The 24,797-nt window shown below is 53.8% G+C and carries 24 protein-coding genes and 1 tRNA gene; 5 read left to right on the top strand and 20 right to left on the bottom strand.

The features are described 5' to 3' along the window. From HNQ59_RS03770 to HNQ59_RS03760, 3 genes are all read left to right on the top strand, one after another. Positions 1 to 518 (top strand): DUF2515 family protein (locus tag HNQ59_RS03770; protein WP_425491326.1); only part of this gene is annotated, 518 nt, incomplete at its 5' end. Further along, positions 515 to 1,435: a hypothetical protein gene (locus HNQ59_RS03765; protein ID WP_184035358.1), complete on the top strand. Its 921-nt coding sequence runs from the start codon at positions 515 to 517 to the stop codon at positions 1,433 to 1,435. The genes HNQ59_RS03770 and HNQ59_RS03765, both read left to right, overlap by 4 nt. A gap of 121 nt (positions 1,436 to 1,556) precedes the next feature. Further along, positions 1,557 to 1,805 (top strand): hypothetical protein, encoded by a 249-nt coding sequence (locus tag HNQ59_RS03760; RefSeq protein WP_184035355.1) that lies wholly within the window; start codon positions 1,557 to 1,559, stop codon positions 1,803 to 1,805. Here HNQ59_RS03760 and HNQ59_RS03755 read toward each other — a convergent pair. The 6 genes from HNQ59_RS03755 to HNQ59_RS03730 form a co-directional block, all read right to left on the bottom strand. Continuing rightward, positions 1,752 to 2,957 (bottom strand): globin domain-containing protein, encoded by a 1,206-nt coding sequence (locus tag HNQ59_RS03755; RefSeq protein WP_184035352.1) that lies wholly within the window; start codon positions 2,955 to 2,957, stop codon positions 1,752 to 1,754. The genes HNQ59_RS03760 and HNQ59_RS03755 overlap by 54 nt on opposite strands. A gap of 37 nt (positions 2,958 to 2,994) precedes the next feature. Beyond that, positions 2,995 to 3,255, bottom strand: coding sequence for a hypothetical protein (locus HNQ59_RS03750; protein ID WP_184035349.1), 261 nt, complete (start codon positions 3,253 to 3,255; stop codon positions 2,995 to 2,997). 56 nt (positions 3,256 to 3,311) lie between these two features. Beyond that, positions 3,312 to 3,707 carry a group III truncated hemoglobin gene (locus tag HNQ59_RS03745; protein WP_184035346.1) on the bottom strand — a complete coding sequence of 132 codons (396 nt, stop codon included), beginning with the start codon at positions 3,705 to 3,707 and terminating at the stop codon, positions 3,312 to 3,314. 182 nt (positions 3,708 to 3,889) lie between these two features. Further along, positions 3,890 to 4,342 carry an Rrf2 family transcriptional regulator gene (locus HNQ59_RS03740; RefSeq protein WP_184035344.1) on the bottom strand — a complete coding sequence of 151 codons (453 nt, stop codon included), beginning with the start codon at positions 4,340 to 4,342 and terminating at the stop codon, positions 3,890 to 3,892. 110 nt (positions 4,343 to 4,452) lie between these two features. Further along, the gene (locus HNQ59_RS03735) at positions 4,453 to 4,974 is read right to left on the bottom strand and encodes a carboxymuconolactone decarboxylase family protein (protein ID WP_184035421.1); all 522 of its coding nucleotides are present in this window, start codon (positions 4,972 to 4,974) and stop codon (positions 4,453 to 4,455) included. 176 nt (positions 4,975 to 5,150) lie between these two features. Beyond that, positions 5,151 to 5,699: a peroxiredoxin gene (locus HNQ59_RS03730; RefSeq protein WP_184035342.1), complete on the bottom strand. Its 549-nt coding sequence runs from the start codon at positions 5,697 to 5,699 to the stop codon at positions 5,151 to 5,153. 311 nt (positions 5,700 to 6,010) lie between these two features. On the opposite strand from HNQ59_RS03730, the gene HNQ59_RS03725 reads away from it, so the two are divergent. Continuing rightward, positions 6,011 to 9,859 carry a response regulator gene (locus HNQ59_RS03725; protein WP_184035339.1) on the top strand — a complete coding sequence of 1,283 codons (3,849 nt, stop codon included), beginning with the start codon at positions 6,011 to 6,013 and terminating at the stop codon, positions 9,857 to 9,859. A gap of 61 nt (positions 9,860 to 9,920) precedes the next feature. Here the strand turns inward: HNQ59_RS03725 and purB are convergent, their stop codons facing one another. The 7 genes from purB to HNQ59_RS03690 all read right to left on the bottom strand — a co-directional run bounded on the left by purB (position 9,921) and on the right by HNQ59_RS03690 (position 17,122). Beyond that, a complete protein-coding gene (gene purB / locus HNQ59_RS03720) occupies positions 9,921 to 11,291 on the bottom strand; it encodes an adenylosuccinate lyase (protein WP_184035337.1) in 1,371 nt (456 codons plus the stop codon). A 139-nt stretch (positions 11,292 to 11,430) separates the two neighbouring features. Further along, positions 11,431 to 11,898, bottom strand: coding sequence for a hypothetical protein (locus HNQ59_RS03715; protein ID WP_184035335.1), 468 nt, complete (start codon positions 11,896 to 11,898; stop codon positions 11,431 to 11,433). A 116-nt stretch (positions 11,899 to 12,014) separates the two neighbouring features. Then, a complete protein-coding gene (gene murI / locus HNQ59_RS03710; RefSeq protein ID WP_184035333.1) occupies positions 12,015 to 12,824 on the bottom strand; it encodes a glutamate racemase in 810 nt (269 codons plus the stop codon). Between the two features lie 230 nt (positions 12,825 to 13,054). Then, complete coding sequence (locus HNQ59_RS03705) at positions 13,055 to 13,777, bottom strand: ATP-binding cassette domain-containing protein (RefSeq protein WP_184035331.1); 723 nt, start codon at positions 13,775 to 13,777, stop codon at positions 13,055 to 13,057. Continuing rightward, complete coding sequence (locus tag HNQ59_RS03700) at positions 13,764 to 14,549, bottom strand: amino acid ABC transporter permease (protein ID WP_184035329.1); 786 nt, start codon at positions 14,547 to 14,549, stop codon at positions 13,764 to 13,766. The genes HNQ59_RS03705 and HNQ59_RS03700 overlap by 14 nt, the downstream gene beginning before the upstream one ends. Positions 14,550 to 14,880: 331 nt before the next feature. Next, the gene (locus tag HNQ59_RS03695) at positions 14,881 to 16,794 is read right to left on the bottom strand and encodes a reprolysin-like metallopeptidase (protein ID WP_184035327.1); all 1,914 of its coding nucleotides are present in this window, start codon (positions 16,792 to 16,794) and stop codon (positions 14,881 to 14,883) included. 252 nt (positions 16,795 to 17,046) lie between these two features. Next, a tRNA-Arg gene (locus HNQ59_RS03690) sits at positions 17,047 to 17,122 on the bottom strand. A gap of 251 nt (positions 17,123 to 17,373) precedes the next feature. Between HNQ59_RS03690 and HNQ59_RS03685 the strand changes: the two genes are divergently transcribed. Continuing rightward, positions 17,374 to 18,021: a c-type cytochrome gene (locus HNQ59_RS03685; protein ID WP_343074198.1), complete on the top strand. Its 648-nt coding sequence runs from the start codon at positions 17,374 to 17,376 to the stop codon at positions 18,019 to 18,021. 115 nt (positions 18,022 to 18,136) lie between these two features. Here the strand turns inward: HNQ59_RS03685 and aroB are convergent, their stop codons facing one another. From aroB to HNQ59_RS03650, 7 genes are read right to left on the bottom strand one after another with little or no spacing between them, the layout of a single operon-like run. Further along, the gene (aroB, locus tag HNQ59_RS03680; RefSeq protein ID WP_184035323.1) at positions 18,137 to 19,228 is read right to left on the bottom strand and encodes a 3-dehydroquinate synthase; all 1,092 of its coding nucleotides are present in this window, start codon (positions 19,226 to 19,228) and stop codon (positions 18,137 to 18,139) included. Further along, positions 19,209 to 19,769, bottom strand: coding sequence for a shikimate kinase AroK (gene aroK / locus HNQ59_RS03675; RefSeq protein WP_184035418.1), 561 nt, complete (start codon positions 19,767 to 19,769; stop codon positions 19,209 to 19,211). The genes aroB and aroK overlap by 20 nt, the downstream gene beginning before the upstream one ends. A gap of 20 nt (positions 19,770 to 19,789) precedes the next feature. Continuing rightward, positions 19,790 to 21,913 carry a type IV pilus secretin PilQ gene (locus HNQ59_RS03670; protein ID WP_184035320.1) on the bottom strand — a complete coding sequence of 708 codons (2,124 nt, stop codon included), beginning with the start codon at positions 21,911 to 21,913 and terminating at the stop codon, positions 19,790 to 19,792. After that, the gene (locus HNQ59_RS03665) at positions 21,910 to 22,446 is read right to left on the bottom strand and encodes a pilus assembly protein PilP (protein WP_184035318.1); all 537 of its coding nucleotides are present in this window, start codon (positions 22,444 to 22,446) and stop codon (positions 21,910 to 21,912) included. Before HNQ59_RS03665 ends, HNQ59_RS03670 begins: the two co-directional genes overlap by 4 nt. A 16-nt stretch (positions 22,447 to 22,462) precedes the next feature. Next, positions 22,463 to 23,107, bottom strand: coding sequence for a type IV pilus inner membrane component PilO (locus tag HNQ59_RS03660; protein ID WP_184035316.1), 645 nt, complete (start codon positions 23,105 to 23,107; stop codon positions 22,463 to 22,465). Next, entirely contained in the window at positions 23,104 to 23,694 is a 591-nt protein-coding gene (locus HNQ59_RS03655; protein WP_184035314.1) for a PilN domain-containing protein, read from the bottom strand. The genes HNQ59_RS03660 and HNQ59_RS03655 overlap by 4 nt, the downstream gene beginning before the upstream one ends. Beyond that, complete coding sequence (locus HNQ59_RS03650) at positions 23,691 to 24,764, bottom strand: pilus assembly protein PilM (RefSeq protein ID WP_184035312.1); 1,074 nt, start codon at positions 24,762 to 24,764, stop codon at positions 23,691 to 23,693. The genes HNQ59_RS03655 and HNQ59_RS03650 overlap by 4 nt, the downstream gene beginning before the upstream one ends. Positions 24,765 to 24,797: the final 33 nt, after the last annotated feature.

The raw sequence follows: 24,797 nt of genomic DNA, 5'->3' as shown, positions 1-24,797 counted from the left end.
GCCATGATCCGGTGCTGCGCAACCTGCAACTGCAGCCCTGGGCGGAGGAATCCTTGCCGATTTTGAAGCACCTGCAGATTTCGCCGTTTATTGAAGAAGCGTTCCGGCTGATACCCAAGATTGAAGCGATATCAGACAAAAAGAAAAAAGCCGGGTATCAACTTGAACATCTGATGGCCATCGCCAAGCACGAGCAAGGCATGGTGCTACAGCCCTTGATTTACGAGCAGGCGGATTTCAAGCGGGCTCTGGCCACCATGCGCAGCTGGCCGATCCGCTGGATTTCTCCCAAGCAGCAGATTGTGTTCACCAATCATTGTGAAACGGATGACCCTAAGCTGAAGTCAGAAGCGCCAGAAGATATGATTGTGGAGGATTATCAAAGCCGTATGGGCTGGATCGCGGATGCAGCTAAACATTTTCACCATCTCATGCAAACTCAAACTGCTTTCATGGAAATCCAGCTGAGCGCGATTGCTGATTGGGCCCTGGCCAAGGCCCGAGAGGATGCGCAATGAAAGGTATGAGGGGTCACACATTGACAGCCAGTCTGTTGCTGGCATTGACTCTACTCGGTTGTACTGATTCGAAGCAAACTGAACCTACCAGCAAAGAAAAACAATCTATGAACACCTCAATCACCGCTGCTTCCCCGATCTCGCTATCGCTGTTTGAGCCTGTTGCCAGCTGGCAAGCAAAATTTCCAAATATGCAGGTGGATAAGCAACCTGCTGGCGTAAATTTTTATAAAGTTCGCTTTCCCAAAAATGGCGGAAAAAATCAAGCGAAAATATTATTTGAGTTTGGGAGAAATAGTATCGAAATACCTGCTGTATTGAGTATTACTGGACCATACAATTTAGACTTTCCAAATGAAAACATATCTGAGATATGGATCAATAGCGGCCTGACCGAGAATAAAGAAGAAATGCACGACCAGGCCCGGCAGGCATTCTTCAAGCTGCTGGATGACATCGTGAAAGCAGGGTGGAAGCCGTATCTTTCGGAATCCTACCCCAGGCTCATGGCCAAGGAAATCCTACGACGGGTAGCAGAAGAAAAAGACATCGATGCCAAATTCAACCTTCGCCCAGAGTACATGCCTACGCTGGACGAATGGATGGCATTAGGAGATAGCCTGCATTGGAATTTTCACGCCAATCACGTCGAGATGCAGATTACGCTGTCCCACGACATCACCAAGCGCGACCCACAAAAGCCGGGTGCTTATTTCATGTCTATCAACCTACGGCCTATGACCCATGCCATGCAGGATGGCATGGCACCGGAAGAAAGACGCGATTGGCGTGCTGTCTGGCTGAAATCGCTCCCAGTGTCACATGCTGAACGGGCAGCTGAAGAGGCCAAGGCAAAAGCTGCCGGCCACCAGATCGACACCGACTACCAAGACCCGCCCATGCCCCCTGAGCACTGATGCCCCGCATGTGTCATGGGGCACAGCTGGGTATGATGGTGTAAAGGGCACCACCAAAGGGCTTGGCTGGCTGTCTGCAGACGCGCCCCCAGCCACAACCCTTTGTTGGCAACACGAGCCCATGACGGCTACGCTGCAAAGCCGTGGGTCGTGCTCGCAGGGTGGCTGGGGTGGTGTGCTGCCATTCAGCCAAGCCCACCGCGCTTTGAGCCGGGGCAGCTCATATCTGAATCTGCAGGAACACCAGATCGGCAGGGGTGGGCCGTTGTGCTGCCCTACACTATTGGCGGCCCGTGCACCGGGCCTGCGAGGCGGGTCAATCCAGGCCACCCAGCAGATCCGGGCCGAAGACTTCGTAGCGGATCTGTGACACATCGAATCCATTTGCCAGTAACCATTCCCGCTGAGCACGCATGAAGGGTAGCGATCCACAGAGGTAGATTTCAGCATCCAGCGGGATGCTGTCCAGGTCAGATAGATTCATGCGTCCCGGGTGTATGTGTGCCTCTGTCGGCGGCGTCATGTCCGGCTGCTCAAGCCAGAGATGGCAGGTGGCGTTGGGTAAACCTGCCAAGTCTGTGCGGACATCTTGCCAGAGTGGTAGATATTGGGTCGATGTGCCGGCCAAGCCCAGCAGAACCTGGCGGTGTGGCTGGGTGCGGATCAGCTGTTTGAGCATGGACACCAGCGGGGTCACGCCAACGCCCGCGCCGAGTAATAGGATGGGTCGGTCCGTGGTCTGATCGAGCGTGAACTCGCCTGATGGCGGGCCGACCTCCAGCCAATCCCCTACTTTGACTGTGTCATGCAGTTGGTTGGAGATCATGCCTGCCGGGGTATCCGCCTGTGCGACACGGCGAACAGTGATGCGCCAGGTACGGTCATCCGGAGCATTGGAGAAGCTGTATTGCCGGATCTGGCGCAGACCCAAGGCGGGTACGTCCAGTGCGACACTCAGGTATTGCCCAGCCAGGAAGGTTGGCAGCACACCGCCCTGCGGATCTTGCAGGTAAAAGCTCAAGGCGTCCTGCGATGCGGGCTCGATCTTGGTCACCTTGACCTGTCGCCAGGTTTGGCCAGCTTGCCATCCAGCTTGTTGATACAGTTTGGCCTCGATCGCGACCAGCTCCATGGCCAACAGCCAATAAGCCTGATCCCAGGCCGCCAGGATGTCAGGTGTGGCTGCCTTGCCCAATACTTCTGCGATGGCGGCCAGCAGATGACGCCCTACGATCAGATACTGCGGCGGTGTGATTCCCAGGCTGGCGTGCTTATGGGCGATGCGCTCCAACACCGGCGCCAACGCTGCTGGGTTATGAATGTTGGCAGCGTAAGCGTACACAGCCCCAGCCAGTGCTTGCTGCTGTTCGCCGGATGCCTGGTTGCCCAGGTTGAACAGGTTTTTGAGCTCGGGGTGATGGGTAAACATGCGGTTATAGAAATGGCGGGTGATGTCCTCGACATGCTCTCTCAATACGGGTACGGTTGCTTGGATGAGGGACAAGGTTTCAGGTGTCAGCACAATGGCTCCCTATATAGTTATATATAAAATACAACTTTTAAGACATGGAAAAGACCGAGCAAGTTCCCACCTGCTGCACCTGTTTTTCATGCAGCGCGGCAAGACGGATGACGCAACCTATTTTGAACAAACCAGGCAACACCATCAACAACATATGGCTGGCTACCTGCGTCGTCAGCGACAGCTGGCTGGTGGCGGGCCCGTAAGCCAGCCAGACGGCCAGCCCACTCAGTGTCGCCCCCGCTACAATCATAGTATTGGCCAGCGGAAGAAATGCGTCAGGGTGGTTCATTGCCATGGTGTACTCCTTTCAATACAACTGCCAAAGCACACAACAACAGGGCGCACAACCCGTTACGAGTCGATTGCCACCTGATTGTCTGCGTGGAATTGGTGTAACAGCACCAGCGATTTACCTATCCGATGAGCCCGTTCCAACCAGGGCGTAGCCAGATCAGCTGGCAGACATTGCGAGATGGTCTGCTCGAACAATGCCAGCCAGTCCACCAGCAACGCGGGGGTAAAACCCGCCTGCATATGTTTCGGGGCCACTTGATAGGTGTAATCGAGATAGCGCTCGCCACCCAGGGTCACCCACCAGAAATGGGTCAGAATCTCTTCATGGTGCGGCCAATCCGCCACAATCAAAAAAGGTTCCTTCAGCGTCTCATGCTGTCGGATCGCCTGATAAAACTGGCTGACCACCTTGGCCACCTGCTCTTTACCAATCAACTGGGCTATATCTTGCATCACCATCTCACTTCATCTTCAAAACGACATTGCATCGTGCTGGGCCAAGCGCTGCTGGCATGGCCGCATGGCTCACGTCTAGCGGTTTTTCGGGCAAAACGAGGCCCTGGGGGCGCCATTTGGCGGCCCTATCACAGCCGGTGACGGTAGCGGCCCAGCCCTTGTCTACGGATCGATCTCTGTCATGCCAAATGCAGGTTGATGTATTGCCGATGCATCTGGATGATCTTGTCACCCGTCGGGGTGGCCACGATATCAGCCAGGGTATAGGTATCCATCGCTGTATAAAAGGCTTCCAGGCCGACATCCAGCGCGGCCTTCAACCGACAGCCCGCATTCAATGCGCAGACCGGTGTCTCGCAATCGATCAATTGGGTGCTACCTTCCAGCTCCCGCAGAATCCGGCCCAGTTTCAGCTGGCTGGGCTCAGACACCAATTTCAATCCGCCGTTGCGACCCCGCACAGCATAGATCCAACCCAGCTTGCCCAACTTGTTCACGACCTTGATCAGATGGTTATGGGGAACCGCGAATTGGTCGGCAATCTCGCTGATGGTCACATAACCGTCACGGTCGTGATAAGTCAGATACATCAGCACCCGCAGGCCGAGATCAGTAAATCGAGTCAATTGCATATCAGTGAGCTTTCACTTCTATCCTGATGGTCATCATATTAAACATGCATTAAAAATGCAACTTTAACATCAAAAAAACGCGCCTGAAATGACGCGTCATGGATTGAAGCTTACGCTCCCAAAGCCAGCACTTGCGCGGCGGCAGTCACCACTGCTGCGATCCGCCCGATATCACGCAAAGCAGTCGCATTCATGCCTTCCTGTTTCAACACATCGGCGTGGGATGACACGCAGAACTTGCATTTACCCACTGCGCTGGCCGACAAGGCATACAGCTCGAATCGGCGCTTATCCACGCCGCCGTGGTTTTGATAGGCATTCATGCGAATCTGGGCGGGCAGGGTTTTCAGATCGGCATCGCTCGCCATATCGACAAAGCTGTAATAGACATTGGTCATGCCCATGATTGCGGCTGCACTCAAAGCAGCTTGTTCTTCCTCCGGCGACAGCACTCCACTTTGACGGAAGACCGCCACCAGCTCGGGGCTCTTGGCGGCAAACGCCGCAGCCAGCGCAGCCCCCACCGCGTCTTGCGGGGTCAGGCTTGAGCGCAGGATGGCGCTATCGAGATTCAAACGGACATCTTTGGCGAAATCCGGAATCTTGGCTTTGATCGGCTCCAGAAACTCCATCATCTCTACTCCTTGCATGCATGCATCACATATCAGCCTGCAATCTGCCCCCCTCCCCGCCCAACCCAGTTGGGCTACGGCGGCAAGCTGGGCACCACGCATCATCGGCGCCCAGCTTTGGTAGCGCAGCTGATAGCAGCGTCAGCAGCGCCTGGGGGCGAATCGCCCGTAGGAAATCACAGCGTGGCGCCGCCAACCGGACGGTTGCAAGGGCACAGCTCATCTGTCTGCAGGCCATCCAGAATACGCAGGATTTCCGCAGGGTTGCGCCCAACGTTCAGATTGTTGACGGAAACATGCTGGATGACATTGTCAGGGTCGATCACAAATGTGGCGCGCAGTGCAACACCGGCAGCGGCGTCACGCACCCCCAGCTGGTCAACCAGAGAGCCAGTCACATCGGCAAACTGCCAGTGCGCCAAGCGATCCAGGTCTTTATGGTCACGTCGCCAGGCCAGCTTGACGAATTCATTGTCAGTCGAGCCCCCCAGCAGCACCGCGTCACGCTCTTCAAACTGCTTGGCCAGCTTGTTGAATTCGACGATCTCGGTTGGGCACACAAACGTGAAATCTTTCGGGTAGAAATAGACGATCTTCCACTTGCCGGCGAAGGAAGCCTCCGTCACGGTCTCAAATGCAGAGACGCCGTTTTCTTCATGGTTGTTGAAACCAGGCTTTACACCAACAACAGAGAATGCTTCTACCTTCTGACCAACGGTTTTCATGGGATGTCCTTTCTGAATTCACTGCGCAAACTGCAGATGAAGCGATGGTATAGCCCACTACGTAATTTATAAAATTGATTGTTATTATTAAAATAATAGAATTTATCTATTTAAAAATCACTACCAACCACCATAACCGCCACTTGAAGAAAGATGCGGAGCGCACCACAGCAGGCCATGCTGCAGTACACGTCTTGAACACAATTCGCTCGTATGATGATGGCTCGCCCATTCCAATCGACAACATGGATGCATCAGGGCACGGCTGAATAAGCTATATCAAGAGATATGCACTCTTACTTGAAGGTGCCATGCAACAGCTCAAACACCTGCTCCCGTCCTTGCTTGCCCTTGCCATTGGTGCAGCCGCGACGGTGATCTTCGCCAACTATGCGCAGCAGCAACAAGCTGCCCGGATCAATACTGCGTTTCAACACCAGGTTGAGAAATTTGCTGACGATCTGAAGTCACAAATCCAGATGTACGCTCACTCGCTCGACGGGCTGCGCTCCTTGTTTCTGACCAATCAGAATCCGAATGCAGATGAGTTCCGGCGTGCGGCGATGCTGGTGACCGAGGACCAACACAGCATCGGCGTGGTTGGGCTTGGCTTGATCAGGCGGGTATCCAGGCAAGACTTGCCCTCGTTTCTTGAGATCACCGGCGCCAAGCTTGGGTTGCCCATACAGCTGAAATCGCTGTCGAATGAGGCCATCGTCCGGCAGGAGCACTATATCGTCGAGTACGCCGAACCAATGGCCGCGCACCGTTCATCCCTCGGGCTCGATTTCCGTAGCGAGGTCATTCGACGGGCCGCTGTCGAGAAGGCGACAGAGAAAGGTGAGCCGGCGATTTCCGGCCCGGTACAAATGGCAGAGGGTCGCAGGGAGATACCCGGCATCATCATGGTCGCCCCCGTCTATCTGTCGGGCTTGGCCCCACCCACCGTGGCCTTGCGGCAGGCCGAAGTCTATGGCTGGCTCTATCTGCCGATCAATCTGGATGTCATGCTGGAGCACGTCATCCACAAAGATCTCAACGCATTGGATATTGCCATTTATGATGGCACGAAAATCAACGACCGTTACCTGATCATCAACCATGATCACCACGATGCGTCCCCCACGGAGCAGCACCCACATGGTAACCACCTCGTGGTGGCCGCCAGAAATCAACTCACTCACCAGGTGCAGGTAGAGGTCGCGGGCCGTTACTGGACGGTAGTCGCCACCAATGCGGAGGATATTGAAACAGGTGCGACCCACCTGCCCAATGCCATTCTGACGCTCGGTGCCATCTTGAGCCTGTTGCTAGGCATGATCGTCCACTTGGTGGTCACGGGCCGGATGCGCGCACAACGGCTGGCAGAGAGCATGAGTCAGAATGCACGAACCCAGGCTGAGCGATTCGTCTTGGCGGTCGAGGCGACAGGTGAGGGTATTTTTGAATGGATTCCCCAGACTGACCACCTCTGGCTGGCGCCATTCTGGTCAGATCGGCTGCATTGCCCTGCCAGGGAGCTGCCAGATCACCTGACGACATGGCTGGCCTATTTCCCGCCTGATGAGCAAACCCGCCTGCAGGCCTTGCTCGCCTCCCTCAGCAACCCAAGCAAGAATCGGGGCGAATGTCTGCTGCGGCTCGAAACCTGCAGCCTGAGTGTCGCAGCACTGGCCGAGCACAATTCAGATGGGTCGGTCCGGCGGATTGTGGGCTCCGCCAAGGACATCACAGAGAAACTAGCCAGCGAAGCAGCCCTGATCGAGCAGGAGCGCCGCCTGCAGCTGACCATCGATTGCGCCGAGCTGGGCATCTGGGATTGGCACCCTCATACAGATCAAATGATCGTGGCCGGGCATTGGGCAACGATGCTGGGCTACGATGAGCGCCGACTTGATCAACATGGACAAGTGCTCCGCAGGTTGATACACCCCGACGACCAGGCTGCAGTGGAGGCAGCACTGCAGGCTCATTTTGCCGATGAAAGTGCCATCTACACGGCCCATTTCCGCATGTTGACGGCGCCGGGCGAGTGGAAATGGGTCAGCAGTATCGGCAAAGTGATCGAACGTGATGAGACTGGCTCACCCACACGGATGCTGGGAATCCATGTCGATATCGACGACATCAAGCGACAGGAAATGGCATTGGAGGAAGCCCGCCAGGAGGCTGAAGATGCCAGCCGCGCCAAGTCCGACTTCCTGGCTAATATGAGCCATGAAATCCGCACCCCGATGAATGCGGTGATCGGCTTTTCCAACCTGCTGTCTGAAACTGCGCTGACTGGTGAGCAGCAGGAATACGTACAATCTGTGCGGGTGGCCAGCGATGCCTTGTTGTCATTGATCAACGACATCCTGGATCTGTCGAAAGTCGAATCCGGCAAGCTGGAGCTTGAATCCATTGAGTTCGACCCACGACAGTTACTGGAGAGCGTCATGGGCCTGGCATCCGAGCGTGCCACCAGCAAAGGGCTGGAGCTGGCCCACCTGGTGAAGCCGATGGTGCCGTTCCGGCTGGTGGGCGACCCAAGCCGCTTACGACAGGTCGTGCTGAATCTGGTCAACAATGCCATCAAATTCACATCGAAAGGCGAAGTGACCGTGCGAGCCAGCTCGGATGAGCTGCCCAACGAATCGAATCGGGTGGCATTCAGAGTCGAAGTGGTGGATACCGGTATCGGCATTCCACTGGATGTTCAGAAAAAACTATTCAAGCCATTCAGCCAGGCCGATGCCTCGACCACACGCAAATTCGGTGGCACAGGGCTCGGCCTATCGATCTGCCAACGCCTGATTCATGCCATGGGCGGCACAATCGGCCTGGAAAGTGAAGAGGGAAAAGGGGCAACCTTCTATTTTCAAATCCCCTTGCCTTTCATCGACCGGAAAATCGCACCTCTCCCCTCGGCGGATCTTGCCGGTCGGCATTGCCTGATCATCGACGACAACGAAACCAATCGCGAGCTGATCACATTGCAATTGGCCGATGCGGGAATGACCGTCGAGGCTGTCTCCAGTGGTGATGCGGCATTGGCACGCCTGCGGGAGCAATCGGCCCGATTCGATCTGGCGGTGGTGGATATGCAGATGCCGGATATGGATGGCCTGCAATTGGGCAAAGCCATCCGCGAGATGCCCCGCTGGGCGCAGCTGCCGATGGTGATGGCCACATCGATGGCCATGCACGGCCAAGGGCGGCTTGCGGCAGCCAATGGTTTCAATAGCTATATCACCAAGCCTATCCGCCAGGAACAGATGATCGAATGCCTGCGGCTGGTGTTGAATAGCCCTGGCGACATGCCCAGCAAAGAGCTCATCACCATCCGGACGCTGGCTGAGCAAGCAGGTGTCGCCAAGCCTTTTGTGTTGCTGGTGGAGGACAACCCCGTCAACCAACGCCTGGCTACACTGATGCTGCAAAAGCTCAATTGCCGGATTGATGTTGCCAGCAATGGCGAGGAAGGCCTGCATGCCGCCATGGCTCGCCAATACGACCTGATCTTCATGGACTGTCAGATGCCGGTGATGGACGGCTATCAGGCAACCACTGAGATCCGTAGGCTGGCACCGCCCAATGCCGTTGTGCCGATCATTGCCTTGACCGCCAACGTGTTCGAGTCGGATCGACAACGATGCTTTGATGTCGGCATGAATGACTTTCTTCCCAAGCCGATTTCCCAAACCAGCCTGGAAGCTGTCGTGCGCAAGTGGGTCACCGCTCAAAAACAAGACACCTTGAAGACCAGCGCCCCGCCCCCCACCACCACGACACCGGAACCGGTTGAACAGCCCACACGTGATTTGGATGACATCTCGTTGGACATCCAGTCATTGCATGGCACCCTCGAACAGCTGTCGAATGATCTGGGCACTTCGCTTGGCGAAGAATTGCTCGTCTCACTCCGACAAGGGCTGCAGGAGGGCATTGCCCAAATTGACGCGGCAACCAAAGCCGGCGACCCGACCGCCTTGCGGCAGGCCACTCACAAACTGAAAGGCAGCACCCGTCAACTGGGCCTGACCGGCACGGCAAACTTGGCAGAGGCGGCAGAGCATGCCGTGCGTGATGGCCATCTCGACCAGGCCACGACGCTGTCGCGTGACTTGTCCGAGCGCTGCCAGGCATTGCTCGAAAACATGGCCCAGGCCAGTGTCTGACCGATCACCAAAAGCAAAAAGCCCGCCATGGCAGGCGGGCTAGGTGTTGGTAAAGCGATAATCAGATCCGTTTGGCCAATTCCGCTGCTTTACCGGTGTAACTCCAGGGAGTCATGTCCAGCAGGCGCTGTTTGGCGTCTTGTGGGATGTTCAAGCCCTGGATGAAGGTATGCAACACCTCTTTGCTGATCCCCGCTTTACCTCGGGTCAGCTCCTTCAACTGCTCATACGGATTGGGTACACCATAGCGGCGCATCACCGTCTGAATCGGCTCGGCCAGCACTTCCCAGTTCGCATCCAGATCATCATGCATCAGCTGTGGATTGGCCTCCAGCTTACCCAGGCCACGCGCCAGCGCGACATAACCCAACATGGAGTAACCCAGCGCCACCCCCATATTACGGAGTACGGTCGAGTCAGTCAGGTCACGCTGCCAGCGGCTGATCGGCAGTTTCTGCGAAAGATGGTTCAGGATGGCATTGGCCAGGCCCAGGTTGCCCTCTGAATTTTCGAAATCGATTGGGTTGACCTTGTGTGGCATTGTCGAGCTGCCCACCTCACCCGCTTTGACCTTTTGCTTGAAATAGCCCAGCGAAATATAGCCCCAGATATCGCGATCCAGGTCAATCAGGATGGTATTGGCGCGGCTGATCGCGTCATACAACTCCGCCATGTAATCATGTGGCTCGATCTGGATGGTGTACGGGTTGAAGGTCAGCCCCAGGCTTTCGACGAAGCGCTGAGCAAAGCTTTCCCAATCGAAGCCTGGGTAAGCGGACAAATGGGCATTGTAGTTACCCACAGCGCCATTGATCTTGCCCAGTAATGGCACCGCCGCCATCTGGTCGCGCTGGCGGCGCAGACGATACACTACATTCGCCATCTCTTTGCCCATCGTGGAGGGGCTGGCTGGCTGGCCGTGTGTGCGGCTCATCATCGGCACATCCGCCAGATCATGGGCCAGCTCAGCCAGCTTGGTGATGATGCTGTCGAGCTGCGGCAACACTACTTGGTCACGTCCGGCCTTCAGCATCAAAGCATGCGACAGATTATTGATGTCTTCCGATGTACAGGCAAAGTGGATGAACTCGCTGGCCTTGATCACCTCTGGGTTGTCGGACAAGCGTTCCTTCAGCCAGTACTCGATCGCCTTCACATCGTGGTTGGTCCGTGATTCGATCGCTTTCACCTGCTCTGCATCAAGCTCACCGAAATGGGCAACGACATAGTCCAGCTGCTCGATGGTGCCCTTGGAAAAGGGGGCAATCTCAGCAATGGCAGGCTCTGCCGCCAGCGCTTTCAACCACTCGACTTCGACTTTGATACGGTTATGGAACAACGCATATTCGCTGAAATGCGGGCGTAAGCCGGCAACCTGTGATTGATAACGGCCATCGAGCGGAGACAATGCGGTCAGGGCAGTGAGGTTCATGGGGAGCTTCCCGATGTAGCAGAAAAGTCGGCCATTTTAACATGTGCCATGTGTCCGCTACAGCAGGACGTGACTATCAGCTTGCCACAAAAAGAAAAAGCGGCCATCTGCCGCTTTTCCTGATTGGATGGATCAGTCGTTACTTACGATCCATATCCAGCGTACCGGTATACACCTCATACTTGAAGTTACCGCGCAACTTACGGTTTGCCAGCTTCAGCACATACTCCGCGTTGTTCTTATGGCGCACCATCAAGCTGCCATCCGCTTTGATCTCGCTTTGCCACACTGGCTCGGTCAAATCGCCAAACGGTGTGTCAAACCAAGTTGCCTCGCCAGCAATCTGATTCCCATTGACTGCCGTGATCTTCAGTGTTGCCTTGCCTGAATGCCCCAGCCCATCGACTGTCCACTTGCCTTCAAAATTGCCGATCCACTCACTCTGCGCCGATTCAGGCGCTGGGGTGGTTGCCGGTACGGCGGGCGCGGGCGCTGCCGGCACCGCAGGTGCGGTGGGCTCCACAGGTGGTGTCGCACAGGCGGCCAGCCCGGCCACTACCACCATCAGCAATCCTTTTTGAACAGACCGCGCTACAAACGAGTTCATGAATACTCCTCTTTTCTGTGTTTCCCAGTGGCCAGCCATGTTGTTCCCTTACAACTGGCAAGCCTTGATATACATGGCTATTTCTATGATTATAAGCAAAAGGCAATATGCTGCAATCAATTCCATTTGACCATGTCGACATTGGCCAGGGATCGACCCAGAAAACGTTCACCAATAGTCTGAAAGCGCAGTGGAATATCCGTCACATGAAAGTGATAACGCGGCGCATGACGAGCCAGATTGGCCAATTGCCGCTCGGCAAGGATCTGCGCAGTCTGCTCGGCCATAGCGGCTGCGGAGTCCACCAAGGCGATGTCGGGGCCGGCCACTTCCTGTAGCAAGGGTTTCAGCAACGGGTAATGTGTACAACCCAGCACTAGCGTATCGATCTGTTCGACAAAAATCGGACGCAGGTACTCATGTGCCGTCATGCGAGTGACCGGGTGATCCAGCCAGCCTTCCTCCACCAAGGGCACAAACAACGGGCAGGCCTGTGAAAACACACGGACGCCAGGGTTCAGGTGATGGATGCTACGGGCGTAAGCATTGCTGTTGATGGTAGTGGGAGTGCCGATCACACCAATCGAATTCGACCGCGACACGTTGACTGCGTTGCGGGCCCCTGCTTCGATCACGTCCAATACCGGCACATTGGCCAATTGGTGCACTACATCCACCGCCACGGCAGCCATGGTATTGCAGGCAACAATCAGCATCTTGACCTGTTTTTCCAGCAGAAACTGGGTGATCTGGGCAGTGAAATGGCGAATGGTATCCACCGATTTCACGCCATAAGGTACGCGCGCGGTGTCGCCAAAATAGACGATATCTTCAAACGGCAGGCGTTCCATCAGCGCTCTGACCACCGTCAGACCGCCGACACCAGAGTCGAACACCCCAATGGGGGCGCTGGGATGTGGGGACATAACCAAACTTCATGACTTGAAAGCGCGCATGATACACCTGGCAACAACAGACCGGGGACAGAAATGACAATGCCCGACATAGCAATGTCGGGCATGATCGGTGTTGTTTCCACCTAAGCACTATCCGTAAAACCATTGGACAACAGCTGTGTGCGGAAACAGCGGTGGAAGACGATGCCTCATGAGGTCATACCTCGCTGAACATCACCACCGCCTTTGTGACCCACTCGTTACAGGACTTTGCTCAGGAAGTCACGTGTTCGCTCGTGCTTTGGTGCGCTGAAGATCTGCTCCGGCGGGCCTTGCTCGATGATGACACCCTGATCGATGAAGAACACACGATCTGAGACTTCTTTGGCGAACCCCATCTCATGGGTGACAATGATCATGGTCATCCCTTCCTCTGCCAAGCCTTTCATCACGTCGAGCACCTCCCCGACCATTTCCGGGTCGAGTGCCGAGGTCGGCTCATCAAACAACATGACTTTGGGGCGCACTGCCAAAGCGCGCGCAATGGCCACCCGCTGCTGCTGACCTCCTGACAGCTGATTCGGATAGGCATCAGCCTTGTTCGACAGGCCGACCTTGAACAACAGCTCTTTGGCGCGATTGACCGCTTCCTCACGGGAGATCTTGCACACCATGACGGGTGCCAGACAGATGTTATCCAGCACGGTCATATGTGGAAACAGGTTGAACCGTTGAAACACCATGCCGACATCAGCGCGCAGTTTGTTTATATCCGTCTCCGGATGGTGTACCGACACGCCGTTGGCAATGATCTCACCGCCTGTAATCTCTTCCAGCGCATTGATGCAGCGCAAAAAGGTGCTCTTGCCCGAGCCGGATGGGCCGATGACGCAGACCACTTCCTTCTCAGCGATTTCGCAGTCGATACCCCGCAACACCTGGACTGAGCCATAGGCCTTTTGCAAACCCTTAACGTGAATCACCTTTGCCGTACCTCTTTTCCAGATGGGAAACCAACGCAGACATCAACAGCGTCATGATCAGATAAATGAATGAAATGGCCAGATAGGGCTCCCAATACCTGGAATACGCCCCTGCCACGGTTCGTGCCGCATATGCAAGCTCAGCCAAACCTATCGCTGAAATCAGCGATGAGTCCTTCAGCAGCATGATGGCCTCATTACCCAAGGGCGGTAGCATGCGCCGAAACGCCTGGGGAACCACGACGTGATACATGGTTTGCCAATAATTGAGCCCCAGGCTGCGCGAGGCCTCGGTCTGGCCTTTGTCCAGGCTTTGGATGCCCGCGCGGAAGATCTCTGAAATATAGGCCCCGGCATTCAAGCTCAACGCAACGATGCCAGACAGAAAAGCGCCATATTCCTGCTTGATATGTCTGGCAGTATCACCTGTAAACAACAAGCCATCTGTCGGATGGATCAGCACCGGCATCAAAGCAAAATGAATCAGCAAGATTTGTACAAAGAGTGGCGTGCCGCGAAAGAAGGTGACATAGGCGGCAGCGGGCAGGCGGATCAGATATTTGACCGGGTACCGCCAAGGACCATGTTTGACTTCTCCCAACCGGGCCATGCCTGACATCAGCCCCAGTACGGTACCCATCACCACGCCGATCACGGTGACCATCAAGGTCATCCGGATGCCGTCCATGAACAAGGGGGCATACTCAACAAGAATGCGCCACCTGAAATCGACGCCCAGCAGCGAGAAAAAACTATCCAAAAATGAAGCCATGTTGCGAGAGTCCCCTCCGAACCATTGATGTCATTGTATGCGCTGGATCAGCCGCTGGAATGTCGGTCTTCCGACATGTAGATTCGGTCTATCACGCAGTCATGTCAACATGTTCAACCGATCATATCGGCCTGCGCATAGGCTCAACAGTACGGGTTATCGGCAATATAGTTTGAAAACCGGGCAATGGCCCGCATAGCGGAACAGTATAACAGGACATGTCCACTCGGCTGGATTCGGGAATCCAGCAGCTGGTCACTTTGCATATCAGCAGAACCATGGGCGAAAAAAAAGCCGGCAGATGCCGGCCAGAGAGGGAAAGGACAACCAATCATCTAACTGTGAACATCAATCCAGCGATATTGGACTTGATGGCGTTGTAACTGTAGCTGGCAGGCTCAACGATACGGCCCGCGACTTTGATGGTGATGACACCGCTTGCACCACTGACTGTTGTGCAGGTGAACAGGCCATTGTTACCAATGGTGCATTTGGCTTTGGCGTCTGTTGTCGTGATTGTCGCATTTGCAATCACACGACGGGTATTGCGATCCAATACGCTACCTGCCAGAGATACTGGTGTCGGTGCCGGAACGGCTGCACGGAACTCCGACACCGCTTTGAAGTTCAGCTGCATGGTGCGAGCCACGTTGGCTTGCGCGGAGCCACAGGCTTGGTTGGCACATACCTTCAAATTCGGATTGGAATAGACACCAACCTTAGGCCAGTAATAGCTCATGACATCGCCAAACTTGCCGCTCACGCCATAGCCATACGAATCCTGATATGCACCTTTGCCAGTACCCGAGTGGGCCAAATCATGCATGGCGCCGAAGTTATGACCAACCTCATGTGCAAAGGTCGTGTCGTCACAGTAATAGCTGGTCGCCTTGTCACGCCCGTCTGAAACCACGGTATAGGCATAACCTTTTTGCAAAGGGATCAGGTCTGGCCGCAGGTTTGCACCCAACACATACCCAACCCCACAACTGCCACCCGACTTGGCGTAATTGAATGGGCGGAAAAAAGTCACCAGATCGGCACCTGTTTGGGTACGCAGGGCTTCGATACCAGCAAACAACCCACGATTGGCCTGCAAGTCACCCAGCGCCACGCCGTTATCATTGTCCGCATAGGCAATCTCTTTCTGGAAAACTGGACGTAGCTTCCCATTCACTTGGCTATCCGCCAATGCCCGGTTGGCAATCGCAAAAATGTTCTGAATACGCACTGGGAACCCAGTATCACCCAGGGTTTGGCGGAATGTGCTGGAGTACAACACCAGGACATCAACAGTCGGTGCAACAGTGTTGGCTGCGGTAGCTACTACTTGCTGCGCAGGCACGGTTGTAGCCGCTCCTTGCATGGCTTTGACCTGATCAACCAATGCTGCCGCTGCGGTTGTCGGTGCGTTCAGGTCATAGTGGCGATGATCAGGCGTCTTGTAGCCAGCAGCCTTTACATCCACCAGATAAGTTCTGCCAGATTCGGTTTCCAGGCGATAGACCGTCTTGGGTGTTGTAATAACCCCAAAAACAGCATCTGGCCCCATAGTCAGCGTTGCCTGGAATGCCTGCCCATCATCTCTGGAATAACCATACCAATCCACCGCACCTTCATGCCCAACATCTCGCCCGGTGAATACCAACGGTAATTTGCTTCCATCGGGCAAAGGCAATTGCACCATTTCGTTGGGCTGAGTGTTCATCAAAGTCTCAACCGACAGGTTGATCTGATACATACCAGGACGGACGGAAACAGGTTTGCCGTTCTTATCCGCCAGATAGCCCGCCACATCACCCTGCTGGGCCTCGAACTTGGCCTGCTTGCCGGGTTGCACACTCAACTTGCTATTGGTCTGCTCCAGCGCGAATTCACCACCGTTATATCGGATTGCACCAACAAATGTTTGCCCGTCGAAACGCAATGTCACACGAGCGGAGCGATCCCCTGCCAAGTGCCCATGCCAGTAAGCGACACCATTGACCATGTCGGTATGCGATTCGTGGACGATGGTTTTGCCGCCCAGCAAGGGGAATTCAACTGCAAAACTATCGTTGGCTTTCATGGCGAACAATGTCGTGGCTGGGAGCGCAAAACCAGACTTGAAGACGATCCCAGTATCGGAAACCTCTGCAGCTTGTATGGAGGAACCGGCATGGTGAGCATGGCCCATGCCAGGCAGTGCAAATAAGGACGCTACGACTACTGCTGCGATTACCCGAGGAAACTGCTTACCGATCATGACTCTCATCTCCATACATAACTACAGGCACGAGAGCACTATAAATTAGATTATTAGAAAATTCTAATATTTTAATCATCAAATTGGTTAATCCAATCAACGACATAAGCAGAGCAAGCTCTAGCAAGGCACCATGGGCTATGAAGCCGCTGATAAGCAGGCTAGTGAAAAGCCTTTAGATCGGCTTTTAGCCATAACCAACTGAATAGCAGGGAGGAAAGGAATTCGGAAAATACTTGATATCAGGATGGCTGGCGCGCCTGGCGCGAGTCGAACGCGCGACCTTTGGCTTCGGAGGCCAACACTCTATCCACTGAGCTACAGGCGCCTGCCGGGTGCTATAGAGGTGATCCCCCAAGCGAGGGCGTAAGAATAGCGTTTTTTTTTACGCCCGTCTACGTCTAAGGTTTGTCCATATGGCTTTTATGGCTATAATCTGCCTATTTTGTTTGCGGGTTTCCACAAGGGACGGATAGTCAGATGAGCAACATGTCGCCAAAAAAACTCATAGGCATTATCGTAGCTAGCTTTGTTGTTCCGGTTGTATCGATTTACCTGTTGGTCAAACTTGTCAGCAGCGTGAGTACAGGCCACCCAGATACAGGCAGCCTGGCGATGTCCAACGAGGCGGTCACCGCCCGTATCCAGCCGGTCGGCATCTCCAAGGCCAGCATTCCAGTCGCACCAGGTTCCCGCTCCGGCGAACAGGTTTACACAGCAATCTGCTCTTCCTGTCATGCCACTGGCGCTGCCGGATCACCTAAAATGGGCGACAATGCTGGCTGGGCACCTCGCATCAGCAAAGGCTTCCAGACACTGATCGATCACGCGGTCAAGGGATTCAATGCCATGCCCGCACGTGGCGGCTCTCCGGATCTGACAGATGATGAAGTTGCCCGTGCGGTTGCCTACATGGCAAACAAATCCGGTGCCAGCTTCACCGAGCCCAAGGTTGCCGCGCCCGCTGGTGGCACTGCCAAGGTTGATGCCGCTCAAGGCAAGCATATTGTCGATACCGTGTGTAGCGCTTGCCATGCAACCGGTGCCGCTGGCGCACCCAAGACTGGCGACAAAGCTGCTTGGAGCCCACGTCTTGCCGGCGGGATGGAGGCACTGATAGCCAGCGCCACCCAAGGCAAAGGCGCAATGCCACCCAAAGGTGGTTTTAGCGGGTCAGATGACGAATTTAAAGCTGCTGTCGAGTACCTTGTCTCCCAAGCCAAGTAAACACTGCCGACAGAACAAAAAAGGCGTGGAATCCACGCCTTTTTTGTTACCCGCTGTATTCGGCCTGATGAAGCCTGGGCCACTGGACCCAGCATGACATCGCTACAATACCATTTCACTCACAGCACATCTCTATTGCTTGAGTAAGCAGCACATTGGGCACATCCGATCTGATCACAGCACGCCCAAGCTGCTCTAACAACACAAACCGGATCTTGCCAGATTCGACCTTCTTGTCGAGTGACATCAATTCAATATACCGAGCAGCACCCAACTTGGGGCCAACAACAGGCAAGCCACAACGTACCAATAACTGTTTCAGCCGTTGCACATCCGCCTCAGGAATCAACCCCATCAGCTGAGACACCGTTGCAGCCATGATCATTCCGGCGGCAACTGCTTCTCCATGCAACCATGCACCGTACCCCAGCCCTGATTCAATCGCGTGCCCAAAGGTATGACCCAGATTTAGCCAAGCCCTGATGCCTACCTCTTTCTCATCCTGCTCCACGATGCTCGCCTTATCCTTGCATGACTGCAGAATAGCTTTCTGTAAAGCATCGGGGTCACGTGCTACCAGCAGATCAATATTTGCCTCAATCCACTCAAAGAAAGGTAAGTTACCCAGTGCTCCATATTTGACCACTTCAGCCAAGCCCGCTGCCAATTCGCGATCAGGCAGGGTTCGTAAGGTATCGGTATCAGCAATCACCGCATCAGGCTGATAGAAAGCACCAACCATATTCTTACCCAACGGATGATTGATGGCCGTTTTGCCGCCCACGGATGAGTCAACCTGTGAGAGCAACGTGGTTGGAACCTGGATGAATGGCACACCGCGCTGATAAGTTGCGGCAGCAAAGCCCGCCATGTCGCCAATTACCCCGCCCCCCAAAGCAATGATCGGTGTCTTACGATCACACGCTTGTTTTAGCAGGCCATCAAAAATCAGGTTCAGCGTTTCCCAATTCTTATACTTTTCACCATCAGGCAAGACGATTGCTGTTGGCGTACATTCACAACCACCCAGCGTCTTAACAAGCGTATCCAGGTAATAAGGCGCAACCGTTTCATTGGTTACGATCGCCACTCTGCGTTGGCCCTTTAGCGCACGCTGAAAAAGCACCGTATTACTGAGCACACCACTGCCGATATGAATCGGGTAGGAATGCCCTTGCAGCTGAAGCTCAAGCGTTTGAAATGTCATCTCGTTTCTTACCGACAAGACGTACCAGCTTACGCTCGATCAACGTAGCCAAGCTATGTACATTGTGATGTGCTGTATCTATGATCAAATCCGCCACCTCACGATAAAGCGGATCTCGCTCCGCAAGCAAAGTGCTCAACTTCGCCCTGGGGTTTTCAGTCCTTAACAAGGGGCGATTTTTGTCGTGCTGAGTTCGTTCCAGCAAATCATCCACGGATGCGCTAAGGTAGATGACTGTGCCATGCATGCGTAAAGCAGCTCTGTTCTCCGCTTTCAACACCGCCCCGCCCCCTGTCGCCAGGATAATTCTGGTGTGTGTGACGAGATCAGCAATCACTTCTTGTTCACGCACTCGAAAACCAGCCTCGCCTTCAATCTCGAAGATCGTAGGAATACGAACCCCTGTCCGGGCTTCGATTTCGTGGTCGGAATCCACAAACTCATGGTGAAGGCGTTTCGCCAGCACCCGCCCAACGGACGTCTTGCCAGCCCCCATCATGCCCACCAAAAAAATATTGCCTGCCATTTTCATGGCAGGCATTGTATCGAAATCACGCAAGATTAGCGAAGAGACAAATTCTCATCGAGAATCTTAGGCGTGATGAAAATCAACAATTCGCTCTTGTTGTCTTTCTTCAGGCTCTTCTTGAAGAGATTTCCCAGCACAGGGATGTCAGCCAAGAATGGAACGCGCGTCTTGTTCTCGCTTTGATCCTGCTCGAAAATACCGCCAATGATTGCAGTATCTCCATTGCCAACCAGCACGGTGGTGAATACCCGCTTATTGTTGATGACGAAATCATCAAACCCGGCAACTGAGTCCACCTTGTCTTTCTTGATCTCCAAATCCATGGAAATCTTGCCATCAGGTGTAATACGCGGTGTGACTTCAAGACTCAGCGCAGCATTTTTGAAGACGATGGTCGTCGTGGTCACGCCGTTGCTAGAGGTAACAGTTCGATATGGCACTTCCTGGCCTTGCTCAATCTTTGCCTTCTGACGATCACCTGTCACAACGCGCGGACTGGACACAACCTTACCTTTGCCATCTGTCTCCATTGCCTGCAATTCCAGGTTCAGCAATATGCCACGCGCAGCATTCAGGACCGCAACACCAAGCGTACCAGCTCCTGTTGCTGAAGACGCCAGGGGGAGGTTGACCATCGTATCGCCACCTGACGGGATGGTGCCATTATTCGCCAAGTTGGTCGCGCTGCTGGATGAGCCGGAAATACCTGTCTTTGTTGAATTCTTGATGTTTTGCCCTTGCAATCCAAGCTTAACGCCCAAATCACGGCTGAAATCATCACTCGCAACGACGATGCGAGCCTCGATCAGAACCTGGCGGGCAGCCACGTCAACCTTATTGATCAAGTTGCGCAGCTCTTCAAGTCGTGCAGGGATATCTTGAATGAACAACGTGTTGGTACGGGTATCGATCACCGCACTGCCGCGTTTCGACAACAATTTCTGTTTATCATCCTGCAGAATCTTCTGGAAAGCCTCTGCATTGTGGTATTTCAACTGGAAAGTCTCTGTGCGGAGTGGCTCAAGTTCAGACAGCTCCTGCTTGGCTGTCAACTCGGCTTTCTCTTTGGCCGCCAATTCATCACGCGGCGCGATCCATACGACGTTGCCGTTCTTACGCTGATCCAGGCCACGACTTTGCAGAATGATCTCCAAAGCCTGATCCCAGGGCACATCCTTGAGGCGCAATGTCAAATCACCTTTGACGGTATCGCTGGTGATGATATTCAAGCCGGTGAATTCAGCAATCACCTGCAATACGGTACGCACTTCGACATTCTGGAAATTCAGAGACAGTTTGTCGCCTTTGTAGCCAAGCTTGCTGCCCTGTGTGAGACGAGTAGGATCTTCAACGACCGGCTTCACATCGACAACAAACTGACTATCTGTTTGATAGGCGGAATATTCCCACAAGCCTTTGGGCTCAATGACCAGCTTGGTATTGCCGCCCTGCGACATGGCATCAATGCGTTGTACCGGCGTGCCAAAATCAGTCACGTCAAGGCGACGCTCCAACTCCCGAGGCAGCTTGACTTTGAGCAACTCGACAATCAGTGACTTACCTTGTTGGCGGATGTCAATCCCAGCATTGCCCGATTTCAAATCGACAACCACCTTGCCCTCACCCTCACGGCCACGGCGGAAATCAATTTTTTGAATCGTATTGGGCCCAGCAGATGGTGAAGAAGTTGCAGATGCAGAAGAGAACTGTGAAGAAATATTGACTGATTGATTACCACCCACCACATTCGACAGCGTCAGGAACAGCTGATTACCTTCGGTTCTTGTCTCATAGTTAGCTGCTTTATCCAAATTCAAGACAACACGTGTACGGCCAGTCACCTCAACGACATTGACACTACGCAACACGCCCGTGCCAATCTCCATCGCATTTTTACCAAGCTGGTTGGCCGTATTCGGGAAGTCCAATGCAATCCGGGGGGGGCTGTTGACTGCAAAGCTAGCAGGTGCTGTAGCAGCACCATCCATCGAAAACTTCACCACGACCTTGTCGCCAACCTGCTGCGATACGTCAATGGACTTGATTGCGTTGGCAGCCGCCTCAGCTGCCATCGCAATCCCAGCTTCAGCCAGGAGCGAAAGCCCGATCAACGCACGAGCAACGCAGGCGATCCATCTGCGATTACCTCTTATCATTTTTTTTGCTCCTGTTGTTGCTCATCAAGTGCAATGGAACTGGCTCGTTCTATCCAATCTCCATTACTATCTTCGACGATTTCCTTAATTTTTACTTCTGATTCGGTCACGCCGGTGATCAATCCAAAATTTTGACCAATGTAGTTGCCAGTTTTGACTCGATACATCGTGTTATCTGGTGTACGGACCAACGCATAGATCACCCCAGCCCGAGACAGGGTGCCAACCATCTTGAGCTTTTCCAAGTCAAATGATTCGAGTGGTTCCTTGGGCCGATTGGTATCAGGAGCAAATGCACTGGATTTGCTTTTATCCATCTTCAACTTGATCGTGTTGAAGGGATCAGTCAAATTGAATGCATCATATGCATAAGGCTCATACGGCTTCACCTCCGGCAAAGGCTCAACCTTTCCTTGTAACTTGCTGCTTTCCTGATCCATCCAGGTCTTCAAGTCACCAAATTCCTCACCCGCACACCCAACCAGTAAACTGGAGGCCATCAGCACAGGATAGAGCAGATATGTCTTCTTCATGATCTGTTATCCCTCATCACTTGCTCTTCTTCTTGTCAGCTTCAGCTTTTTTCACAGCCAAAGCCTCTTCCGGATCAAGGTAGCGGTATGTTTTCGCCAATGCAGAAAGCACCAGAGGAAAATTCTTCTTTTCATTGGCATCCTCAGGAACCTTGATATTGATATCGTTCAGCGTCACGATCCGGGAAAGCTGCGCAATATCGCTGGCAAAAGCTGAGAAGTCGTGATAACTGCCACCAACACGGATCTCCACCGGCAACTCGGCCATTTCAGCAGTCTTGATCTCAGCGCCCGGTTTGAACAATAAGAACTGAAGTCCGCGCCCCAGCCCCACTTGGTTTACCTCAGTCAACAGTGAATCGATTTCAGACTTCTTGGGCAGCTGCTTCAGCATGGCACCGAAACTCTGTTCTATCTCGATCAATTGCTGCTTATAAGCATCCAGGTTGACAGCCTTGCCCTTTTTATCCAGATAGGTGGTCTTAAGCTGTTCTTCTTCGGCACGGCCTGCATCCAGCTGCTCCAACTGCGGCATCCAGACCTGCCAATAGCCAAGCCCCGCCGCAATCAACAGAATCAGCATCAGCGACCCAAGCTGTACCGGTAGAGGCCAATTGCCCGCATCCTTCGGGTCAAGATTTCGTAGCTCATCCAGTGTCATTTTTTCACTTCCTTGGATTTGTCACCCGGCTTCTGCTCGGTGTCGCTCTGGCGTTTCAACTTAGAGTTCATGGTGAACTGATTGAGACGCTGGTTTTCAACCGTCATTGCCTTGATCTCTTCAAGATTGGGCATCTCGAATGCGGGCGTGTCATTCAGCGCTCGCATCAGGGTTGATACACGGGCATTGGAAAGAGAATAGCCGATCAATGTGACCACATCGCCTTTTTGCTTGATCTCTTTGTAATAGATGCCATCAGGTGTCTGCCGGGTAACCTGATCAAGCATGCGGACCACTTCACTGCGATTGGCCTGCAATTTCTCGATGACCTTCTTGCGATCCAACAGGTCTTTACGCTTTGCCTTGAGCACCTCGATTTCGCTGATCTCTCTATCCAGACGGGAAATTTCCGCTTTCAGAAAATCATTGCGTGCCGTCTGGGTGTTCAGCCGCTCCTCAAGCAAGGTATAGCCAGCGAGCACGATCAGACCACCAGCCACAACGGTGAACCCGACGATTGCAGCAAAACGCTGCGCCCTAGCCTTTCGTTTTGCCTCACGATGAGGCAACAGGTTAATCCTAATCATGCGTCGAACCTCCGCATCGCAAGGCCACAGGCTATCAACAAGGACGGCGCATCAATCAATAACTGTCGAGGCTTGATCCGGCTCGACTGGGTCATGTTCAGGAAAGGGTTGGCGATCATGGTACCGACTTGGGTCCGGTTCGCAACGACCTCATCCAATCCATGAATGCCACCACATCCGCCCGCCAGCAGGATATGATCCACTTTGTTAAATTGAGTGGAAGTAAAAAAGAACTGAAGCGCACGAGAGACTTCTAATGCCAGACCATCCATGAATGGCTGAAGCACCTCGGGCTCATAGTTTTCGGGTAGCCCCCCGCTGCGCTTTGCAGCCTCGGCCTCATCGGAGGACAAGTTATATCGCCGTTGGATATCCTGGGTCAGCTGGTTACCGCCAAAAGCCTGTTCGCGGAAATAGACTTGATTTCCATCGCGGAGGACATTGATATGCATCATGGTCGCACCGATATCGACCACAGCGACGATCTGATTGGCCCCCTCGCCAGGCAGTTGTCGCTTGATGAGTTCATATGCAGTCAGCGTAGCGTAGGACTCTACATCCACGACAACGGCTTTAAGGCCGGCTGCTTCAACAGCACCGACCCGATCTTCGACTTTCTCTTTACGCGAGGCCGCGACCAACACATCAACCTCATCCGGTGCGGCAGGCGATGGCCCAAGCACCTGGAAATCAAGATTCACCTCATCCAGCGCAAACGGAATGTATTGATTTGCTTCGGTTTCCACCTGAAGCTCCATTTCATTCTCATTTTGCCCTGCAGGAATGGTAATCTTCTTGGTGATCACCGCAGCCGCTGGCAATGCCAATGCAACGTTCTTGATGCGTGTTCCCATCAAGCGCCACGCACGCTTGACCGCATCTCCAACCACATCAAGATTGGCAATGTTCCCGTCGGTGACCGCATCCTTGGGCAATTGCTCGATGACATATCTCTCGATGCTGTAGGCTTTACCGTTATGGGAAAGCTCTACCATTTTCACTGCAGACGAGCTAATGTCAACGCCAATCAGAGGAGGAGAGTTCGGTTTCAGAAAGTCGAGGAATTTCAAACCGTTTTTCCTTTTTCTAATAAGTTATTAGCA

Origin of the sequence: Chitinivorax tropicus (genome assembly GCF_014202905.1) — a bacterium.
Lineage (GTDB): Bacteria > Pseudomonadota > Gammaproteobacteria > Burkholderiales > SCOH01 > Chitinivorax > Chitinivorax tropicus.
Note: the sequence above shows the minus strand (reverse complement) of the source record. Positions and strands in the feature narration are given on the sequence as shown.

What these genes read in the sequence shown, in the direction of transcription:
- HNQ59_RS03735 (WP_184035421.1), bottom strand. Translation starts at nt 4,974, where the DNA reads ATGGAGTTTCTGGAGCCGATCAAAGCCAAGATTCCGGATTTCGCCAAA.
- HNQ59_RS03760 (WP_184035355.1), top strand. Translation starts at nt 1,557, where the DNA reads ATGACGGCTACGCTGCAAAGCCGTGGGTCGTGCTCGCAGGGTGGCTGG.
- purB (WP_184035337.1), bottom strand. Translation starts at nt 11,291, where the DNA reads ATGAACCTCACTGCCCTGACCGCATTGTCTCCGCTCGATGGCCGTTAT.
- HNQ59_RS03670 (WP_184035320.1), bottom strand. Translation starts at nt 21,913, where the DNA reads ATGATAAGAGGTAATCGCAGATGGATCGCCTGCGTTGCTCGTGCGTTG.
- HNQ59_RS03730 (WP_184035342.1), bottom strand. Translation starts at nt 5,699, where the DNA reads ATGAAAACCGTTGGTCAGAAGGTAGAAGCATTCTCTGTTGTTGGTGTA.
- HNQ59_RS03750 (WP_184035349.1), bottom strand. Translation starts at nt 3,255, where the DNA reads ATGGCAATGAACCACCCTGACGCATTTCTTCCGCTGGCCAATACTATG.
- HNQ59_RS03715 (WP_184035335.1), bottom strand. Translation starts at nt 11,898, where the DNA reads ATGAACTCGTTTGTAGCGCGGTCTGTTCAAAAAGGATTGCTGATGGTG.
- HNQ59_RS03745 (WP_184035346.1), bottom strand. Translation starts at nt 3,707, where the DNA reads ATGCAAGATATAGCCCAGTTGATTGGTAAAGAGCAGGTGGCCAAGGTG.
- murI (WP_184035333.1), bottom strand. Translation starts at nt 12,824, where the DNA reads ATGTCCCCACATCCCAGCGCCCCCATTGGGGTGTTCGACTCTGGTGTC.
- HNQ59_RS03740 (WP_184035344.1), bottom strand. Translation starts at nt 4,342, where the DNA reads ATGCAATTGACTCGATTTACTGATCTCGGCCTGCGGGTGCTGATGTAT.
- HNQ59_RS03700 (WP_184035329.1), bottom strand. Translation starts at nt 14,549, where the DNA reads ATGGCTTCATTTTTGGATAGTTTTTTCTCGCTGCTGGGCGTCGATTTC.
- HNQ59_RS03665 (WP_184035318.1), bottom strand. Translation starts at nt 22,446, where the DNA reads ATGAAGAAGACATATCTGCTCTATCCTGTGCTGATGGCCTCCAGTTTA.
- HNQ59_RS03725 (WP_184035339.1), top strand. Translation starts at nt 6,011, where the DNA reads ATGCAACAGCTCAAACACCTGCTCCCGTCCTTGCTTGCCCTTGCCATT.
- aroK (WP_184035418.1), bottom strand. Translation starts at nt 19,769, where the DNA reads ATGCCTGCCATGAAAATGGCAGGCAATATTTTTTTGGTGGGCATGATG.
- HNQ59_RS03655 (WP_184035314.1), bottom strand. Translation starts at nt 23,694, where the DNA reads ATGATTAGGATTAACCTGTTGCCTCATCGTGAGGCAAAACGAAAGGCT.
- HNQ59_RS03695 (WP_184035327.1), bottom strand. Translation starts at nt 16,794, where the DNA reads ATGATCGGTAAGCAGTTTCCTCGGGTAATCGCAGCAGTAGTCGTAGCG.
- HNQ59_RS03765 (WP_184035358.1), top strand. Translation starts at nt 515, where the DNA reads ATGAAAGGTATGAGGGGTCACACATTGACAGCCAGTCTGTTGCTGGCA.
- aroB (WP_184035323.1), bottom strand. Translation starts at nt 19,228, where the DNA reads ATGACATTTCAAACGCTTGAGCTTCAGCTGCAAGGGCATTCCTACCCG.
- HNQ59_RS03660 (WP_184035316.1), bottom strand. Translation starts at nt 23,107, where the DNA reads ATGACACTGGATGAGCTACGAAATCTTGACCCGAAGGATGCGGGCAAT.